At 35.4% G+C, this 20,053-nt stretch carries 15 protein-coding genes; 8 read left to right on the top strand and 7 right to left on the bottom strand.

Translation table 11 applies throughout. The annotated features are described in order from the left end of the window. Window positions 1–9: 9 nt before the first annotated feature. A complete protein-coding gene (locus V4538_04860) occupies window positions 10–552 on the bottom strand; it encodes a GNAT family protein (GenBank protein ID MES2380349.1) in 543 nt (180 codons plus the stop codon). A gap of 108 nt (window positions 553–660) precedes the next feature. Between V4538_04860 and V4538_04865 the strand changes: the two genes are divergently transcribed. Continuing rightward, window positions 661–1,539: an SUMF1/EgtB/PvdO family nonheme iron enzyme gene (locus V4538_04865; GenBank protein ID MES2380350.1), complete on the top strand. Its 879-nt coding sequence runs from the start codon at window positions 661–663 to the stop codon at window positions 1,537–1,539. Between the two features lie 73 nt (window positions 1,540–1,612). On the opposite strand, the gene V4538_04870 is transcribed toward V4538_04865, so the two are convergent. Beyond that, window positions 1,613–3,508, bottom strand: coding sequence for an amidophosphoribosyltransferase (locus V4538_04870; protein ID MES2380351.1), 1,896 nt, complete (start codon window positions 3,506–3,508; stop codon window positions 1,613–1,615). Window positions 3,509–3,626: 118 nt separating this feature from the next. Here V4538_04870 and V4538_04875 point away from each other — a divergent pair, with 118 nt between their 5' ends. The 3 genes from V4538_04875 to V4538_04885 all read left to right on the top strand — a co-directional run bounded on the left by V4538_04875 (window position 3,627) and on the right by V4538_04885 (window position 6,270). Next, window positions 3,627–4,853 carry a T9SS type A sorting domain-containing protein gene (locus V4538_04875; protein ID MES2380352.1) on the top strand — a complete coding sequence of 409 codons (1,227 nt, stop codon included), beginning with the start codon at window positions 3,627–3,629 and terminating at the stop codon, window positions 4,851–4,853. 150 nt (window positions 4,854–5,003) lie between these two features. Next, entirely contained in the window at window positions 5,004–5,669 is a 666-nt protein-coding gene (gene msrA / locus V4538_04880) for a peptide-methionine (S)-S-oxide reductase MsrA (protein ID MES2380353.1), read from the top strand. Between the two features lie 58 nt (window positions 5,670–5,727). Further along, window positions 5,728–6,270, top strand: a complete 543-nt coding sequence (locus tag V4538_04885; GenBank protein ID MES2380354.1) for a DUF5683 domain-containing protein — start codon at window positions 5,728–5,730, stop codon at window positions 6,268–6,270. On the opposite strand, the gene V4538_04890 is transcribed toward V4538_04885, so the two are convergent. Further along, a complete protein-coding gene (locus V4538_04890) occupies window positions 6,267–6,980 on the bottom strand; it encodes a methyltransferase domain-containing protein (GenBank protein ID MES2380355.1) in 714 nt (237 codons plus the stop codon). The genes V4538_04885 and V4538_04890 overlap by 4 nt on opposite strands. A 96-nt stretch (window positions 6,981–7,076) precedes the next feature. Between V4538_04890 and V4538_04895 the strand changes: the two genes are divergently transcribed. Together V4538_04895 and V4538_04900 are read left to right on the top strand one after the other, a co-directional pair. Continuing rightward, complete coding sequence (locus V4538_04895; GenBank protein MES2380356.1) at window positions 7,077–7,868, top strand: T9SS type A sorting domain-containing protein; 792 nt, start codon at window positions 7,077–7,079, stop codon at window positions 7,866–7,868. A 1-nt stretch (window position 7,869) separates the two neighbouring features. Next, a complete protein-coding gene (locus V4538_04900) occupies window positions 7,870–9,951 on the top strand; it encodes a dihydrofolate reductase (GenBank protein MES2380357.1) in 2,082 nt (693 codons plus the stop codon). An 81-nt stretch (window positions 9,952–10,032) separates the two neighbouring features. On the opposite strand, the gene V4538_04905 is transcribed toward V4538_04900, so the two are convergent. Next, complete coding sequence (locus V4538_04905) at window positions 10,033–13,491, bottom strand: PKD domain-containing protein (GenBank protein MES2380358.1); 3,459 nt, start codon at window positions 13,489–13,491, stop codon at window positions 10,033–10,035. Window positions 13,492–13,799: 308 nt separating this feature from the next. On the opposite strand from V4538_04905, the gene V4538_04910 reads away from it, so the two are divergent. Together V4538_04910 and V4538_04915 are read left to right on the top strand one after the other, a co-directional pair. Continuing rightward, window positions 13,800–14,585, top strand: coding sequence for a (Fe-S)-binding protein (locus V4538_04910; protein MES2380359.1), 786 nt, complete (start codon window positions 13,800–13,802; stop codon window positions 14,583–14,585). Between the two features lie 36 nt (window positions 14,586–14,621). Continuing rightward, window positions 14,622–16,262 carry a tetratricopeptide repeat protein gene (locus V4538_04915; protein MES2380360.1) on the top strand — a complete coding sequence of 547 codons (1,641 nt, stop codon included), beginning with the start codon at window positions 14,622–14,624 and terminating at the stop codon, window positions 16,260–16,262. Here the strand turns inward: V4538_04915 and V4538_04920 are convergent. From V4538_04920 to V4538_04930, 3 genes are read right to left on the bottom strand one after another with little or no spacing between them, the layout of a single operon-like run. Next, on the bottom strand, window positions 16,259–17,566 hold the full coding sequence (locus V4538_04920) for a leucine-rich repeat-containing protein kinase family protein (protein MES2380361.1): 1,308 nt from the start codon (window positions 17,564–17,566) through the stop codon (window positions 16,259–16,261). The genes V4538_04915 and V4538_04920 overlap by 4 nt on opposite strands. 22 nt (window positions 17,567–17,588) lie before the next feature. Next, the gene (locus V4538_04925; GenBank protein ID MES2380362.1) at window positions 17,589–18,263 is read right to left on the bottom strand and encodes a YiiX family permuted papain-like enzyme; all 675 of its coding nucleotides are present in this window, start codon (window positions 18,261–18,263) and stop codon (window positions 17,589–17,591) included. 24 nt (window positions 18,264–18,287) lie between these two features. After that, complete coding sequence (locus V4538_04930; GenBank protein ID MES2380363.1) at window positions 18,288–19,952, bottom strand: formate--tetrahydrofolate ligase; 1,665 nt, start codon at window positions 19,950–19,952, stop codon at window positions 18,288–18,290. Window positions 19,953–20,053: the final 101 nt, after the last annotated feature.

Below are 20,053 nucleotides of genomic sequence, written 5' to 3' on the forward strand. Positions count from 1 at the left end.
TGAAAGCCATTAGGCTGCGTATTCCTTTTTCAACAATCCGAAGATAACAGAATCTTCCGGTACACCATCCACGCAATAATGTTCCTTTAAGAGGCCTTCTTCTTTAAAGTTATAATGTTTTGCCAACTTGAGCGAAGGCTCGTTTTTAGGGCTTATAACAGCTTCTATGCGGTTTAAGTTCATATTGTTAAAACCATAAGCAATAATAGCTTGCAAAGCCTCTTTCATAAAACCTTTGCGTTTATTGTTATCATCACGTAAATGATAACCAATTTCAGACCTGCTGTGCATGGCAAACCAATTATGAAAACCACAGGCACCTATGTTTTGTTGCGTAGCCTTATCAATTAAATGAAACAACAAAAAAGAGCGGTTATAAGAAGTGTACCCGTTATTATATTTATCCTTTTCCTTTTGTAATTCCTCGTCTGTAGTCAATCCGAAAAAAGTTTTCAATCCATCATCAGTATAATGCTTAAAAATATAATGAAATTCCTCTATCGATGATTTTCTTAATAAAAGCCTTTCCGTATGTAAAATCTCAAAATCCATGCGCCAAAAATAGCAGATAACAAATGTAATTAAAATGCATGTTGTGAAAATTGACATTTGGGTTTTTATGTTCGTATTCAGGATTTAACTATAATTGTTTTTCGAAGCATGAATAAATGGAATACAAGTGTAATGATGGTTATAAATAGATACCTCGCTCAATGGATGATTGTACTGGCTGTATGTATTGGTTTAACTTTAACAAGCCGTGCAGAAGAACCTAGTAATCGTCCGTTTGGGATGGTTAAAATAAACGATACTTTATACATGGATGAAACAGAAGTAAGCGTTGGCATGTGGCTGGCCTTTTATAACTGGACATTGAAACATGAAACGCTGGATGCAGCCAATGCATTATTACCCGATAGCAGTGCCATAGAACCCGCTATATGGACTTTTATACAAAGAAGCTGTATGGAGTTTGATATCGCTATCAGGTTAAAGCAATCAAAAACCGAATTAGATATTGTAAAAGTATCAGACTTAAAAACCTATTTAGGCTATTACCAAACCAGCAAATTAAGTAAAGATGAGTCAGCATTATTAGATGTAGCCATTACAGGCATTAATCACAAACAGGTAATGAAGTTTTGTAAATGGCGTTCCACATTATTTACCACAACCAACTATGCATACAGGTTAGCCAATTTGCAGGAGTGGACAGGAATAGCTACGTATGTTTTAACAGCAAACAAAAATGATACACTGTTTAAAGGCAAGTATCCCTTGTTTAACTATAACAATCAATTGGTAGAAAAGTGGCCTGCTTTTAAAACCGCTATTCAACCCAACGGAATGTTTCCCGGTAATAATTTAGGTTTAGATAATTTCTTTGGCAATGTTTCAGAAATGGTAATGGACGAAGGCAAAGCAGTAGGAGGTAACTACAATTTATATGCCTGGCAATGCCAACCGGATAATGTGCAGATATATACTAAACCCCGGCTTTGGTTAGGGTTCAGGTGCATTTATACTACCAGTCAATAAAAGTAGGGGCAAAAAAAGAGTCCGCGTATAATTGAATATACGCGGACTCTTTTTTTGAATGTTATGAGAGCTATTAGTAAGCCCTGGCATTGCTGCCTTCGTAATAATTAATAAAAGCTTTGTTTACTACTTTGGTTCCGCCCGGAGTAGGGTAGTGTCCGCTAAAGTACCAGTCGCCTTTGTGGTTAGGACAAGCTTCGTGTAAATTATCTATGCTTTGGAAAATAATGGCTACCTCCGCTGTAATTTCAGCAGGCGTTACAATTTGAGCAATCTTAGCCGATATTTCATCATCAGTAAATAAGCTATACAAATCAATCAGGTAGTTTTTCATTTGCTCCTTAGGTAAGTTTTCCTGCGCTTTACATTTTTTGTAAACCTCATCAATTTTCTTATCTAATTTACGTTCTTTAACCAAAGCTATCATGGCCTGGAAAGCCACAAAGTCCTTTAAACGACTCATGTCAATTCCATAACAGTCAGGATAACGTATTTGCGGAGCCGATGAAACAATCACTATTTTTTTAGGATGTAACCTGTCTAATATACGTAAGATAGAACTTTTTAAAGTTGTTCCCCTTACAATAGAATCATCAATAACAACAAGCGTATCTACATGGTTTTTAACAATACCATAAGTAACATCGTACACGTGTGCTACCATATCTTCCCTGTTAGTATCGTCTGTAATAAAAGTACGCAGTTTAGCATCTTTAACAGCTACTCGTTCCCTGCGCGGGTGCATGGCTAAAATAGTTTTTAGCTGGCCTTCGTTTATTTCAGAACCTAATTTTTTTATCTGCTCAATTTTATGAATGTTCAGTAAATCGTTTATACCATCAATCATTCCGTAAAATGAAACAGCTGCTGTATTCGGTATATAACTGAAAACCGTATTTTCAAAATCGTTACCAACCGATTTCATAATTTTATCAGCCAATAAAAATCCTAATTGTTTGCGTTCCTTGTAAATATCTTTATCGTTTCCACGGCTAAAATAAATACGTTCAAACGAGCATGCTTTGTTTTCGGCCTGAGGAATAATATTTACCTCACTTATTTTACCATCTTTTTTTATAATTAAGGCATTACCTCTGCCTAATTCTTTAATATCTCTCAGCGGAATATTGAAACCCGTTTGTATAGCAGGGCGCTCACTGGTTACTACTGCAATTTCATCATCGTAGTAATAAAAGCAAGGTCTTATTCCATTCGGGTCACGCACTACAAATGCATCTCCGTGACCTAATAAACCGGCCATTACATAACCCCCATCCGCATCGCGTAAGGAGCGTTTTAATATATTTTCAATATTTAATTCGCTGGCTATTAAGCTCGATATTTGTTGATTGCTGTGTCCTTCAATTTTATAGCGCGTAAACAAACGTTGGTTTTCTTCATCTATAAAATGTCCAAATTTCTCAAGCATCGTTACCGTATCAGCTTTTTCACTCGGATGTTGTCCTAATTCTACCAATACATTAAAAAGCTCGTCAACATTGGTTAAGTTAAAATTACCTGCAAGCATTAAATTTCTGCTCATCCAGTTGTTTTCGCGAATAAACGGATGGCACAAATCAACACTGTTGCCACCATGCGTTCCGTAACGCAAATGACCTAACAGCAACTCACCCGCAAAAGGTACATTGGAGCGCAAGTAATCAGGGTCCTTTAATTGCTCTTTGGTACCCGATTTGGTAATTTTTTTATTTAGCTTTTCAAAAATTTCCGCTATGGCGTTGCTGCCATTGGCACGTTGCCTGTTAATATAAGTTTCGCCCGGTAAAGCATTAATTTTAATGGTTCCAACACCGGCACCGTCTTGCCCCCGGTTATGCTGTTTTTCCATTAAAAGATAAAGGCGCTTTAAACCGTATAATACAGAGCCATACTTTTGTTCATAAAAACTTAACGGTTTTAAAAGGCGGATAAGGGCTATTCCGCATTCGTGTTTGATAGGATCACTCATAAAAAGAAGTACAAAAGTAACCCTTTATTTTAAAATAATAGGTTTAATATGCTAAATTTATTGTATTGAAGTAAAAGAATATTTTGTTAAACTTGCCATTCAAAACAAACTAAAGTTAATGAAAAAACTATTTACAATTTTAGCCCTTTCCCTTTCATTTTTTGTAAGCCAGGCCCAACGTTATAAAGATAAAATTTTTACCAATGTTACTATTGATAGTGTTGTGTATGGCAATGCTGCCCAATACAATAACATAGCTATTGACCTTAAAATGAATATTTACCAACCAATGGGAGACACTGCTACCAACCGTCCTTTATTGGTATTGGCACACGGTGGTTCTTTTGTTAATGGAACCCAATACGATGCAGATGTGGTTTACCTTTGTAATGAGTTTGCAAAACGTGGTTACGTTTGTATTTCTTTACAATACCGTTTAGGGGTTAACATTTCCGAAATAATATTAGACCAAAACCAAGCGGGCCCTCAGTTTGCCAATGCAGTATGGCGCGGAACGCTTGATGGTAGGGCAGCTGTAAGATATTTAAGAGCCCATTTAAATACTTATAAAATTAGCGCAGGACAAGTATATTTAGGTGGTGTTTCAGCAGGTGGTGTATTGGGTTTGCATGAAGCCTTTTTAGATTTACCGGGAGAAGTAGGTAACAGCACACCTAAAATTGATACGACCAGTATTGGTGGAGTTGAAGGCTCAACAGGTTCGCCCGGATATAGCTGGAGAGTAAAAGGTATTATTAACTTATGTGGTGGTTTAGGCGATATAGAATGGATGCGAAACAATACAAACCTTTCTATATTCAGCGTGCACGGAACCAATGACCAAACTGTTCCTTATAAAACAGATTATTTTTATGCTTCAGGTATTAAAGTAGCCAGATTAAGCGGCAGTTTTGTGGTAGATTCTATGGCTAAAGCATTGGGCATGAAGTCCGTTTTCTATACTTTCCAAAATGCACCGCATGTTCCTTTTTCACCGGGTGTAGGTTCTGCAGAAAGCAGTACTGCTTATATGGATACTACCGAAAGAATGTTAAGCGATTTTTTGTTTGATGATATTAAAACAAACGGGGTAGGAGTAAAAAGTGTAACAGCTAATACTTTAAAATTATACCCTAATCCGACTAATGGTAAAGTAAATATAGAGTTTAGCAATAACATCTTAAGAAACATAGAGATTATTGATTTAAGTGGTAAAACAATGAAAGAACTGGTAAGTTCACAAACTATGAATAGCGTAGATGTAAGCGATTTAAAACAAGGTATTTATTTTGTTAAAGCTTATACTGATAACGGAACCAGCACTCAAAAATTAATAATAGAGTAAGTTTAAAAATTGTAACTTATGGGGGTTATTGCATGTAGTGTGCAATAACCCTTTTTTATTGTGTAATGTAATCTGTCTTACAAATCCAAACAATTAAAAAAATCGTTTGTTATTTAAAGTTACACATTTGTAGCAGTAAAAATTACCAAGATGAAAACAATTAAAAATATTACCTATGTAATTACCTTATTGCTTATTTGTATGCATACAGGCTGTGCACAAAACAATAATAAAGCCACTACTAGCAAAACAAACAATATGACAACAGAAAATTTAGATACTTTACAAACCGCTGTTTTTGGCGCAGGCTGTTTTTGGTGTGTTGAAGCCGTATTTCAACGTATAGACGGAGTCGTAAAAATAGAAAGTGGTTATACCAATGGCGATGTGAAAAACCCAACTTACCGCGAGGTATGTTATGGTAAAACCGGCCATGCAGAAGTATGTAAAATATGGTACGATTCTTCCAAAGTTTCGTTTGAAACACTGCTTTCCGTATTTTGGCAAACACACGACCCAACTACTTTAAACAGACAGGGCAATGATGTTGGTACTCAATACCGTTCGGGTGTATTTTATACTACCGAAAATCAAAAACTAATAGCCGAAAAATACAAAGCAGAATTAAGCCAGTCAGGTGCTTTTAGTAGCCCTATTGTAACTGAAATTACAGCGCTGAATAATTATTACCCGGCCGAAGATTACCACCAAGATTATTACAATCAAAATGGGGATCAGCCTTACTGCCAGTTTGTAATAGCCCCTAAGTTAGAGAAGTTTAAAAAAGTATTTGGCGATAAATTGCGCCAGAAATAAACTTGCTTAACCTTTTGAATTGGCTACTTTTGTGCTTTGTTTAAAAGTAATTACCACCATGTTTCGTAAACTGTTTTTTGTTTTATGTGCGCTTGTTTTACTGCAAAATGTATATGCACAAAAACAAACCAATACTACTTACACACCCGATACCACTAAAATGAGCCGCCCTAAGAAAGCTACCTTGCTGGCTTTCGTACCGGGTTTGGGTCAGATTTACAATAAAAAATATTGGAAACTACCTATTGTATATGGTGGCTTTGCTGCATTAATTTATTCGGTTAGTTTTTACCAAAATCAATACGATATATATAGGGTAGCTGTTCAAAAGCGCAATGCAAAACAACCCATTGGCGATCCTCAAATAGAACCGCTACAGGATTCTTATTTGATTGAATTGAGAGATTTTTACAGGGAAAGCCGCGATTTATCGTGGATAGGAATTGGCGGTTTATATGCATTGCAAATAATAGATGCGGCTGTTGATGCACATTTGCAAGAATTTGATGTGAGCGAGAATTTAACCCTACGTTGGGATCCTAGTTACCAAGTAGTTTACGGACACGCCTTTGTTGGAGCATCAGTAAGGTTAAAGTTTTAAGCTTTACGTTTTCCTACTATTAGCCACCTGAAAGCCCAGGCCCAATTGATGGTAATGTGCAATTGTTTTATTTTCGCCTGCATTAAAATAGTTTCCCAGTCCGTTTTACCGAAAGCCCTCAGTACAGATAGTTTTGCATCGTTTTTTACCAAGTAAGATTTACTGAATAGACTTGTTAACCATGCTATGGAGTAATAGGCAAACCAATGCCGGTGCAAATCATTAATAACAAAACCAACTTGAGCATTCTCATCGCACCAACTGATTAAATCACTAATTTCATTATTGCTTAAGTGGTGGGTAAACAAACAGGCCAAAGCAATATCGAACGAGTAATTAAATTGTGGTAAGTTTCTATAATCGGTTTCTATAAAACTAATTTCCGAAAAAGCGGCACATTGCTTCTTTGCGTAATCAATACAATCTTTTTTTAAATCAACCCCTAATAAATTAAAGGTGTATCCATTTTTCCTAGCCCATTTTGCCACAAAAATTAAATTATCGCCACCTCCGCAGCCAATATCAATGAGGGTATAGGTTTTTTGTTTCGATAAATTAAGATATTCCAAGCCTTTAACGGTTACTTTGTGTCCGCCCAGCCAAGTATTGATGAAAGCCAGCTCTTTCAGGTTTTGGTATAAATCGGCAGTGGGTATATCACTATTGTCTAATAACTCTTTTTGTAACGAACGATTTGAAAATTTGGACATTGTGCATGAGATTGTGATAACTTGATTACTAATATAGTTTTAAGAGTTTTGTTTTTGCTTTTTATTTGCAATATAAAATCAATTCTTTATCCCAAAATGAAAAAACACATTTTACTACCCCTATTTTTACTTTTTGTTTGCCAAGCTACGTGGGCAACTATAACAAAACAAGTAATTAATCAAACGCTTGATTCTACTGTAACATCGTATCAGCTTGACATTAATGGAGATCAAGCCTTTGATGCTACTTTTAATTATTTTGCCAATGGTGCTTTTACTATTACAACCCGCGTTGGTAATGGCAATGCTTATATGTTGGCAACGGAAACAATAAGCGGCTCCAACAGCCGTCCTTGCAAGGTGTCAAACAACCAAACTTTTACCAGTTTACCAAACTGGAAATCGAATGGCATATTTATCCATAGCCCCGGTTTAGGTTATACAGGTTTTGCAGGTACCGGTAATCAATACATAGCAGGTCGCATGAATTTAACAGGCGGTACTGACTATTTCTATTTCTGGATATTGGTTAATGTAAATTCAACAGGTTCGCAATTAAGTATTTTAAAAACCGCTATGGAAAGTGAGCCTAATTTGGCGTTAACTACCGAAAACGAAGGACAGACGGGTGTTGGTTATAAATTATTAAGCAAAACAAAAGTATTTACTTTGTATCCACAACCAGCCAGCAGTAGTGTAGAAGTAATTACTGATGAAAAAATTGAAACATATAAAATATTCAATATAAACGGACAACTGATATTGAGTCGTCCAATGCCTACCACTAATGTAATAGATGTAACCAATATATCAAAAGATGTTTACTTGCTACAGTTATTAAACAATAACGAAATTATCCATATTCAAAAAATTATAATTGATAAATAATATGAAAGTAAACGGTTTACTAGTTACAATAGCAACAGGAGTAAGTTTAACATTAACCAGTTATGGTAGTAATAACAACATAAAAGGTATGAGTGAAAAAGAAAAAGTGGTAAAGAAAGACAGCTTTGAAGTAGAGTGCGATCGGTTTGCCGATTTACAAATACTACGTTACCATATTGACGGTTTTGAAAAATTAACGATACAGCAAAAAAAGCTGGCTTATTATTTATTTGAAGCAGCTAACGCAGGCCGCGATATTATTTACGACCAGAAGTATAAACACAACTTAGCTATCCGTAAAACAATTGAAGCCATTTACAGCAGCTATAAAGGTGACAGGAAATCGGTAGAGTTTAAACAATTTGAAACTTATGCCAAGCGCGTGTTTTTCTCAAACGGTATTCACCACCATTATTCTAATTTAAAATTTGTACCAAGCTGCTCGTTCGAGTTTTTTAGCGGATTAGTTAAAAATACAAATGCAGCTTTGTTACCATTAAAAACCGGAGAGACTGTTGATGCATTTTTAGGTTCGATGAAAAACATCATGTTCGATCCTAACTTTGAAAGCAAATCGGTTGATTTAGCATCAGGTATTGACAATGTAAAAGCATCGGCTAATAATTTTTATGAGGGCCTTACCCAACAAGAAGTAGAAGCCTATTACGATGCCCGTATGAAAAAAGACGATGCAGAACCTATTAGTTGGGGTTTAAACAGCAAAATGGTAAAAGAGAATGGTAACGCAGTAGAAAAAATTTGGAAGTCAGGCGGTATGTACGGTGCTGCTATTGATAAAATAGTTTATTGGTTAGAAAAAGCGGTGAAAGTGGCGGAAAACGCAAAGCAAGAAAGAGCCTTATCATTGTTAATTGAGTTTTACAAAACAGGCGATTTGAAAAAATGGGACGAATACAATATAGCCTGGGTAGCTGATACCGAAAGCCGCATAGATGTAGTAAATGGTTTTATTGAAGTATATGGCGATGCAATAGGCAAACGTGCCAGCTACGAAAGTGTAGTTTCTATGAAAGATATGGAAGCCACCAAACGTATTGCTGCAGTAGCTAAAGAGGCACAATGGTTTGAAAATAATTCACCCATTATGGCTGAGCATAAAAAGAAAGAAGTAAAAGGAATTACTGCTAAAGTTATTACTGTAATACAAGAAGCAGGTGATGCTGCACCTTCTACACCAATAGGTATTAATTTACCAAATGCCAATTGGATTCGTCAGCAACACGGTAGTAAATCAGTATCGTTAAGTAATATAGTACACAGTTATAATATAGTGGCCGCTAAAAGTCCTATGTCAAAAGAGTTTGCTGAAAACAAAGGACAAATAGAGCGTGCTAAATTACATGGTGCATTGGCAGGCGATTTACATACCGATTTGCATGAAGTAATCGGACATGCTAGCGGACAAATAAACAAAGGTGTTGGTGACCCTGACCAAACTTTAAAAAATTACGCAAGTACTTTAGAAGAAGCCCGTGCAGACTTAGTGGCTTTATACTATATCATGGATAAAAAACTAGTTGATATGGGTGTAATGCCTAGCCTTGAGGTAGGTAAAGCAGAGTACGATAACTATATTATGAATGGATTAATTACCCAATTAACCCGTTTAAATGTTGGAGAAAACTTAGAAGAAGCACACATGCGCAACAGACAATTAAATGCTAAATGGGCTTACGAAATGGGTAAAAAAGACAATGTAATAGAGTTTATTAAACGCGATGGTAAAACCTATGTACGTGTAAATAACTATGAAAAGTTACGCGACTTATTTGGCCAGTTGTTAAAAGAAATCCAACGTATAAAATCAGAAGGCGATTACAAAGCAGCTACTGCCTTGGTTGAGGGTTACGGTGTAAACGTTGATCAGGAGCTTTTAAAAGAAGTAAAAGAACGTTTTACTAAATTAGATGTAGCTCCTTACAAAGGTTTTATTCAACCTAAATTAGTACCGGTAATGAAAGGCAATGAAATGGTTGATGTAAAAGTAGAATACCCTAAGAACTTTTTAGAAAATCAATTACAGTTGGGTAAACAATACGGAATACTGCCGGTTGAAAACTAACCGAAAATTAAATAAACAAAAAAGCTCAACACATTGTGTTGAGCTTTTTTTATGCATGGAGAAATACTTTCAATAACTATTTTATTCTTTAATTACTTTAATACTTTGGTTACTGATGCCTTCAATGCTTAGTAAGTAAATACCCGCACTCAATGACTCTAAGTTAACAGTTGTTTCTTCTGCATTTAATTTTCCACTCAAAAGCATTTGTCCTATGGTATTACTAATAATATAGTTTTTACCTACAAGGTTGTTATTGGTATTGTTAATACGAATGCTTGACTTAGTTGGATTAGGGTAAATACTTAGTTCCTGATTGATATTGATATCGTGTATACCTACATTATTAATGTTCACATTTAAAGAAGCCGAGTCTTTGCAACCATTGGTATTGGTAGCCAATACACCTAATTTACCTGTTCCTTTGCTGGTCCACATCACAGAAATGGCATTGGTATTTTGACCTGATTGTATAGTACCATTTTGAATGCTCCAATTATAGGTAGCATTGTTTTGTGCAGGTACTGAGTATGGTATTGCAATACCCGGATTACTTACATTTATACTACCCGTTATACTACCCGTTATACTACCTATTATTGGGTTAGGGAACACAGTAATATTTTGACTTATAGAATCAATACATTTATCGTTAACTGTTACTACCAATGTAATAGGGTATGTGTTACTATTGCTATACGTTATTGATGGAGAACGTTGTATTGAGTTGTTTCCATTACCCAATTGCCAATAATATTTTACAGTGCTGTTATCTGGAGTACTGGTATTAGTAAAAACAAAATTGTTGTTTTTTAAACATTGTGCAGAGTCGTTAATTGTAAAACTGGCTTTAGGTGAAGCAATAACAGCAACATTGGTGCTGAAAGAGTCAATACATTTGTTATTGGCAGTAACCAAAAGTTTTACACTGTAAACATTGAATGTATTATAAGAATAATCAGGCGAACGTTGGGTAGAAGTATCACCATTACCAAACTGCCACATATACTTTATAGTAATGTTATCAGGGGTACTGGAATTGTTAAATAAGAAATTATTATTTTTTAAACATTGACTAGCTTTATTAACCGTAAAACCAACATTAGTAGCATTGGCAATTACAGTCACATTTTTTGTAAGCGTATCAGTACAACCGTTGTTATTGCTTATCAGTTTCACAATGTAATTACCTACATTTGGGTAAGAATAGTTTTGAGTGATATTATTAGAAGCAATAAAACCAGTACCCCAGTTCCAAATATAATTAACAGATGCACCTTGATTATTGGTTTGGTTGGTGAACACAAAGGCATTGTTTTTTACACATTGCGAAGAATCATTGATACTGAATTGAGGGGTTACTGTTTGTTTTACAATTATTATTTTTTGTATAGAATCAATACAGTTCTTATCAGAGGTAGCAATTAGTTTAACCGTTAAACTCCCTGTATCAACCATGTTTTTGATAGGTGATGTTAAATTAGAGTTAGTCCCATCACTAAACTTCCAGTTGTAGCTCATTGTTCCACTGTTAATGGCGCTAGTATTGATAAAACTAACTGGATTATTTGGTAAACAAATAAGATTGCCACTGGTAAAAGAAGGAATAGGAAGAGGATAAAAATGAAAAGTTTTAACTACTGAAGTATCACTACAACCGGTATTGCTTACAATGGCTCTGATAGCACCAGTCGTATCTAACCATAAACTATCATTATTGGCAGCAGGAATAACGGTATTGTTGAATAACCATTTAAAAGTATAGTTGCTGTCATTGGGTAATACCGAAAGCAAAATATTGGAACCTTTGCAAATAGAATCTGTATTGCTGAAAATAATGGGTTGAGTAAAACCAGGTACAATGCTAATAGGGAAATAGGGGTCATAAGCAGTACTATCACTGGATACCCTAAGTCTTAATTTATAATTACCAGTAGTACTTAGTTCACTGGGTATATTTAAATTAATGCTACCAGTATTGGCATTACTTATTTTAGAACCGACAAGAATAGGGGTATTAAAATTACCTAATGAATCGGACAAATGCGCATAGAATATATTGCCAGCCGTTAAGGTTATACCGCTTACCTTATAACTCATACTTACAGGTATTATTTTATTGGCACAAAACACTTTTCTATTGGTACTATCAAAACTTACTTTGGCGAAAAGAGGTGTATTTACTTTTATACTAATTCCTCGTATGGCAGAAGCATTTAATGGACAAAATCTATCTCTACCTGTAACGGTAAATAAATAAGGTTGATCTCTAATAGCAGAGGTAGGAGGCGTCCAACAAAATTTAAAACTGTCGTTTAAAGGGCCAGATGTACTCCTTTGTGATAGTATATAGTTTCTTGCCCAAGTGGCATTAGCCATGACGGGGATATATTGTAGCGGGTTATTCCATGTTAAGTCTGTCGAATCGGCTAATATAGGATTGGGTGTAGCACTTAAATTTGCTTGGTCTGCCGCCACAATATCTAAACATATTTGTTGATTAACATTAACAGAAAAGCTTTGGGTGTTTTGTAAAATACCATCTTGATATATTTTTATTCTGGGTGTTAAATTGCCATTACACAATTGCGTTTGGAATTGTATATCACGTCTTGTTATACCCACATTTACTCGGGTATTTCCTGATTTTTTCCATTGGGTTACTTCTATTACCAAATTTGAAACCCATGCACCGCTGGGTCTGAACATCACATCACCAGTTATAGGGTCAATTCGCAAGCCTGCAGGATAGGGTCCACTAGCGTTGGGTGCTCCCAGATAAGCAAAAGGGTAACCAGCACTGTAAGGAGGATTATAGGTAACTGACGAACCTGGGTTTTGTAAACTGGCGCCAAAGGTATAGCTTAAGGAATCACCATCGGGGTCAATAGCGCCTAAATTGTATACATAATCAACACCGGCACAAACCAAAGGAACTGCTTCGTTGGTAAAAATGGGGGAATTATTACAGCTTGTTAAGCAACGGTTAATGATACATTCCGTATAAAGATTACTAGGTAAAAAATTTGTTATAGCCTCAGTTCTACAACATATACTTAAACCCAAAGCTACCTTACAGCACGAAGTTGGTAAGGAGTTTAAATTCACATTGCCTTCAAAAATATATACTTCTATACCAGGCGCAAAAGTACCAGCAGTGCGCGTATTACAATTGGTGCAAATAGTTTTTACCGAATCACATGTTTGAATAATATCATACCCATTGATTCCTGATTGTATGGCTAAAGTATAGTTTCCAAAGCTAGTTCCTAAACAGGATGAGTCTGCCCCAATAATAGGCGTACCAAAACCCGCATTTGTGGTCGTGCATCCGGCTGTAGTGCCATTTGGTATGGCTTGCGAACACCCATTACAGAGGGGCACCCCTTGGCAACTACGATATACTTTAAGGTTTACTTTATACACTCCTAAGGTAGGTGTACATTGGTAACTTAAATCGGCTCCTAATATCTCCGCTTTTGTTGTTTTTCCAAGTATAAGAAGTAAAAGAAAAAAAAAGAAGTAGTGTTTTGTTTTCATAATAGGCTTGGGTTATGTTGCTAATATATAGTATTGTATACCAGGCTTAAACATAATAAATTCTTAATGCCCTGATTTATGAAACTATTAAGAGTATGGATTACTAAATATTTTAAAATAGGAGGATACTCTTTTATTGGACGAATTAATCATTCATAAAACCTGTGACCTCTTGTAAATAAGTGCTATTCATAAAATTAAAACATTAATGGCATCCGTTTGTAAAATTTAAGCACAAATTTTCATGGTTATTTTTCCTTTAGCGCTTATTATTGTTGCGTTCATTTAAAAAGCAATTATTTATTGGTATGGAATTTAAGGTAAAAACTTTAGCTAATGTAGTAGCTGCGGGTGAAGAGGTAGAAATATTATTTTGGGTTGGCTGTGCCGGTAGTTTTGATGAACGTGCACAAAAAATTACCAAGGCCGTAGCTAAAATTCTACATCATGCAGATATAAAATTTGCTATTTTGGGTACAGAAGAAGCCTGTACTGGCGATCCGGCTAAAAGAGCAGGTAATGAGTTTTTATTCCAGATGCTAGCCATGCAAAACATTACTACCATGAATGCTTATGGCGTAAAAAAAATTGTTACTGCCTGCCCACATTGTTTTAATACTTTAAAAAATGAATACCCTGTTTTAGGAGGTAATTACGAAGTAGTTCACCATACTGCTTTAATCAATGAATTATTAACTACAGGCAAACTTTCCATTGAAGGCGGCCCCTATAAAGGCAAACGTATTACCTACCACGATAGCTGTTATTTAGGCAGAGCCAATGGTATTTACGAAGCGCCTAGAAATATTATTGAGAAGTTGGATGTGGAGTTGGTGGAGATGAAACGTTCAAAAGCCAATGGCTTGTGTTGTGGTGCCGGTGGGGCACAAATGTTTAAAGAAGCAGAAAACGGAACTAAAGAAGTTAACTTGGAAAGAGCAGACGATATGTTGGAAACACAATCAAATATAGTAGCAGCTGCTTGTCCATTTTGTATGACTATGTTGCGTGATGGTATAAAACACCACAATAAAGAACAGGAAGTACAGGTATTGGATGTAGCAGAATTAATAGCTACAGCGATAGATTTGTAAAACTAAAACTCACTCATTGCTTACATACTTATACACTTGAAAAAACAATTTTTCTTACTACTACTTGTATTATTTTATAGTATTACTGGCACTGCTCAAAACCACAAAATTGACAGTGTTTGGCAAAAGGTGTATGCTTTTGAAAAAACCAATAACTATAAAACAGACACCAATTATTTAAATACACTTAACCAGTTAGCACATTTATACCAGCAGGTTAATCCAGATAGCTCCATTGCGTTAGCGCGTAAATGTTTTGCTTTGAGTGTAAATGTAGTGGGTAGTAAAGTAGAGGCTTTAAGAGGTATTGGCTTGGCATTAACCACCAAAGGTAGGTATGCGGAAGCCTTAGCTAATTTTAATATAGCCTTAGCACTGGCTCAGGAAAACAGGATTGAAAAAGAAATAGGCAAGTTATATAACTCCATAGCTATTGTTTATAAATACCAGGGAAAATATACCGAAGCAATGAATTTATATTATAAGTCGTTGCATATAAAGGAAAAGGTTGGTGATAAAAAAGGCATTGCCAATAGTTATGGTAATATTGCTATTGTATACAGAAAACTAAAACAGTATAAATTAGCAGAGAAAACGTACCAAAAAGCGTTGGCTATATTTATAGAACTAAAAGATAGTTTAAGTATTTCAAATTCTTATTATAATTTAGGGAGTGTTTGTCTTTCCAACCGTTCCTATGCACAAGCACTAAAGCTGTTCAACAGAGCACTAATCATTCAGCAAATATATAATGATAAAAAAAGTTTAGCTATAACATTGCATAACATAGGTAATGTGCTGTCATTGTTGAAAAAGAGCCAAGATGCTTTGACGTATTATTTAAAAGCATTGCAAATACATCAGGAAGTAGATAACCAATCAGGTGTATACGATGTTTATTTTAGTTTAAGCGAATGTTACGATAAGCTCCATAACAATGATAAAGCTTTTTATTATGCAAAACAGGCATTGATTATTGCTAAACAATTGGGCAATAAAGACAATAACCGAGATATAAATGAACATTTAAGTGCTTTATATAAAAAGGCAAATAATTATAATGAAGCACTGTATCATTATGAACAGTTTAAATTGTATTCCGACAGTCTAATCAACAACGGACGAGATTGGGAAATAGCGAGGCTTGAGGCTGCTTTTGATTTTGAAAATAAAGCAGCATTATTAAAGACTGAACAGTTAGAAAAAGAAGCTGCTTATTTACGTGAAAACAACAGGCAAAAAACATTGATTGTAATTATATTAACCGGATTGGCTTTTAGTGTGTTGACCTTGATTTTGATTTTACGTAGCAGGCGTAAACTGCGTCAGGCATATTCACAATTGCAGTTAGCCAATGAATCTATTCAAAAACAAAAAAACGAAATTGATTTGCTAAACAATACTTTGCAGGAACGTGTGAAAGAACGTACCCTTACTTTAGAAAATGCAAACAGCAAATTAAGACAATATACCTTTACCAATAATCATTTGGTGCGCAGACCTGTTGCCAATATTTTAGGGCTAACAAAATTGTTTAACAATGATAATTCAAGTGAGTCGGAAAATGCGGAAGTGGTAAAAATGATAGCACAAAGCGCTCATGAATTAGACGATATTATCCGTGAAATAAACAACCATTTAAACATAGAAGAATATCCGGATAGTAACAAAGCCTAGTTATTTATTGCCTGTAATTGAATATTGATTTCGCTAAAAGAAGGCCTTTGTGAAATACTAGCTTGCATACAATCATCTTTCAATAGACTTAATTTATTTATCACATTTTGTTGTTTGTCTTCATTAGGCAAATAGCCCAATAAATCATCTAGTAAACAACCATAAGCCCTTACCTCAATTCTTTCTATGGCTGCTCCTTCGTTTGTTTGCGGGTTGTAAAAAGTAGCTGCACCAAAATCACCAAACAAATGATTTCCTGCCTGGTCGTACATAATATTATGTGCATATAAATCGCCATGGTTAATGCCAAGACTATGTAAGTGCTCGCCAACTGAAGCCATGCCTTTGGCAATAGTTAGTATTTGTTGTAAGCTAAAAGAAGTTCCATTATCAAATACATCGCGTGAACAACTGGCTAAGTTGGGAGGATTACCCAAGTTTTTAAAATGAGCGGGAATTAACGACAATACCAAGGCTTCTTTTTGTTCAGGATGGTTGTGGACTTTACCCATTACTGCTATTAGATTAGGGTGGTTACCGGCAGCCATGCAAGCATTCATTTCGTTCAGTGGTAAACCATCGCTGGTTACTTCACCTTTAAATATTTTAACCGCTACTGTTTCTTGCGTATCCTTGTTTAAATAAGCTTTATAAATAACACCCGATGCACCCTGGCCTAATTGTTCCAGTAAATGAATATTGTTCCAATCAATCAGTGCTAATTTATTGGGTATTTGGTGCGTTTCGGTAAATGGATTACCTGCGTAAGCCAGCCATGAAAGTTTAGGTAATTGTAAAATCCATACAGGTAACTCAGTAAGTAAGTTAGCCGATATTCTTATCAACTCAAGACTTTTACAATTTGCCATTTCAGCAGGCAATGCTTTTATTTTATTGCCGGCCAAAGCCAGTTTTTGTAAGCGGTAACATTTACCTATAGAAGCGGGAATTACTTCAATTTGGTTGTTGGTTAATATAAGCCAGTGTGTTATTTCTGGTAACGATTCTTCGCTTACTGTTTTTATTTGATTCGATTTAAAACCAATCATTTCTAAACTTTTGCATTTGCCTAAAACCGCAGGCAATTCAGTAAAGTTATTATCAGAGAAAAAAGCAATTTTAAGTTTGCTTAAACAGGCAAATTCATTGGGTAAACTGCTTAATTCGTTTTGGGATAAATCTAAAATTTCCAATGTATCCGCCAGGTTGAAAATTTCAGTAGGAAATTCAGTTAAGCCGGCAGCAATTTTTATATGTGTGGCGCCTTGTAATTGGCCTTGTTTAAGTTGAGCTAAAGTATGCATTTATTTTCAGGCTGCCGGCTATCTAGTTTTCTTTTACGGTTTCTAAATTAGCGCTTTCAAAAACTGCTACAGGTGAAATAACTTTCTCTTGGTAATTAATGTTATTACCATAACGTTTCCGCATAATACGTTTTACCAACTCGTTACTCAAATCAAACTCTTTAAGTGTAGCCAACTTGCCAATTTCTATTCCTGCACCACGTTTATAAATTTTCCAAACCAACTCTGAGCAATATATTTTATCATCACTCCATTCAAAAGTAATATCGTAATCTTTACCTAAAAACTGGTTGCCAATTGTTTTCATGTTATTCAATATACTGTCGGTTAACAGTTGACCTGCATTTTTCAAACGTTTAACCACATAATGCCCCGCATTACCCCTTGCAATAAAAGAAGCCAATGCAGTTGTTTTAACAGGCTGTACCGCCTCTAAAACATAATACTCATGGTCCTTTATATAAATCATTCCGCAATGTGTGTATTTAGAATGAGTAGCTAATTCAATGGCTTTGCTTTGTGTCGATTTTGAATTCTGGAAAATAATATCTCCGTTCTTCAATAAATCCAAATCACTTAAAACCTTTACTTCTTCTTTGGCTTTAACCAATAAAGTATTTGTTGAATAGTATTTCCATTTTATAAATACACCACCAAACAGTATAAATGCCAGTGTAATGATTAGCGCCTTTTTCATGAAATTAATTGATAAAGTATTGAATTAACTCAAGCCGGTAATTTCACCGTTTACAAAATCAATAACCATAGCTGCAGGTTCTTTTGGTAAACCCGGCATACGCATAATTTCACCAGCTACTGCTACTATAAATCCGGCACCATTGTTTAGTACCAAATTTTCAATATGAATATTAAAACCTTCCGCAGCACCAACCAATGCAGCATTGTCAGTAAAGCTAAATTGTGTTTTGGCTATACATACTGGTAATTTATCGGCACCCAAATCAGTTATTTTTTTCAAAGCAGCTTTGGCATTTTTACCCAAAGTTATGCTACTGCCTTTGTATATCGTAGTAACAATTTTTCTTATTTTTTCTTCAACCGAATCAGTTAATTCATACGTGTGGTTAATGCTTTTGCTCGCTTTGTTCTCCACTACTTCAACCACTTTTTTAGCCAAGGCTACAGCACCATCACCACCATTGGCAAAGCCTTCATTTATAGCAAACTCAGCTCCTTTTTCTTTACACCAGTTTTGTATAAAATTAATTTCTTCTTCCGTATCAAAACCAAATTTGTTTAAAGCAACTATGACTGTTTGTCCAAACTGTTGTAAGTTTTCAATATGGCGTTCTACATTTTTTATTCCTGCTTTTAAACCTTCCATATTGGGTTGTTTAATCAGTTTCTCATCAACTTTACCATGTAGTTTTATACTTTGTGTAGTAGTAACCAATACCGCTGCTTTAGGACTTATTCCTGCTGCACGGCATTTTATATTTAAAAATTTCTCGCCTCCTAAATCACTTCCAAACCCTGCCTCCGTTACTGCATACTCTCCATGTTGCATAGCAGCTTTGGTCGCCATAATACTATTACAACCATGCGCTATATTGGCAAAAGGTCCACCATGAATAAAAGCCGCACCCCCTTCAATGGTTTGTACCAGATTAGGTTGAAAAGCATCTTTTAACAAAGTAACCAAAGCACCCGCTACACCTAAATCCTTTACATAAAAAGGAGTGTTATCGTACTTATAGCCAATTAAAATACGTTCAATACGTTTACGCAAATCATCAAGCGAAGTTGATAAACAGAATATAGCCATTATTTCAGAAGCAGGTGTAATATCAAAACCCGTTTCAGTGGGTATACCATTACTTGAACCATTTAAGCCCGAAACCATATAGCGCAACGAACGATCATTTACATCAAGCACCCTGCGCCATAATATTTGTTTTAATCCGTTTGCATTGTTTTTATTATAGTATTGGTAGTTATCAATTAAAGCAGCTAACGTATTGTTAGCTGAAGTAATAGCATGAAAGTCACCGGTAAAATGCAGGTTAATATCTTCCATTGGTAAAACCTGGCTGTAACCGCCACCGGCAGCGCCACCCTTCATACCAAAACATGGGCCTAAGCTGGGCTCGCGTAAAGCAACAATGGCTTTTTTGCCAATTTTATTTAAGCCCTGTGCCAGGGCAACAGATGTAGTTGTTTTACCACTTCCACTTTTGTTAGGTGTAGTGGCAGTTACTAAAATCAAATTGCTCTGCGCTATTTTAGCATCATCAAAATCAAAGCTGATTTTAGCTTTGTATTTTCCGTATTGCTCTAGTTGATCTTCGTTAATACCAATTTGTGCAGCAATTTTTTGAATAGGTTGAAGCTTAACTTCGCGGGCAATTTCTATATCTGATTTCATAGTTAAATAAAAATGCAATATTGAATAGTTAATTGAAATTACAAAACTTGTTTTGAAAGGTGTTTTTTTAATTCCATAAAACGCAATGTCTAATAACAAAT

It is taken from the genome of Bacteroidota bacterium, from assembly GCA_040388375.1.
Lineage (GTDB): Bacteria > Bacteroidota > Bacteroidia > UKL13-3 > UKL13-3 > JAAFJM01.